We start from the raw sequence: 310 nt of genomic DNA, 5'->3' as shown, positions 1-310 counted from the left end.
GCATCACGCGCGGCTGGCCGAGACCGGCGAAGAGGTCGCCGTCAAAGTCCTGCGGCCCGGCATCGAAAAAGCCTTCCGCAAGGACATTGACGCCTTCTACCTCGCCGCCCGCATGGCCGAGATTTTCCCGCCCGGGTCGCGCCGCCTGCGCCCGATGGAGGTGATCGAACATTTCGATGGCGTCGTGCGGGGGGAGCTGGACCTGCGGCTCGAAAGTTCCGCCGCGTCAGAGTTCGCCGCCAACACCAAGGATGACGCCGGGTTTCAACTGCCCGAGATCAAATGGAATTATTCGGGCCGCCGCGTGATG

General features: G+C 64.8%; 1 protein-coding gene. It reads left to right on the top strand.

Annotated features, from left to right (window positions below):
* The coding region (locus tag FCK22_RS18095) for an AarF/UbiB family protein (protein WP_248646595.1) at nt 1–310 on the top strand (310 nt) is incomplete at both ends.

Origin of the sequence: Sulfitobacter sp. 15WGC (genome assembly GCF_005068605.1) — a bacterium.
In the GTDB taxonomy this organism is placed as follows: Bacteria; Pseudomonadota; Alphaproteobacteria; order Rhodobacterales; family Rhodobacteraceae; genus Sulfitobacter; species Sulfitobacter faviae.
Note: the sequence above shows the minus strand (reverse complement) of the source record. Positions and strands in the feature narration are given on the sequence as shown.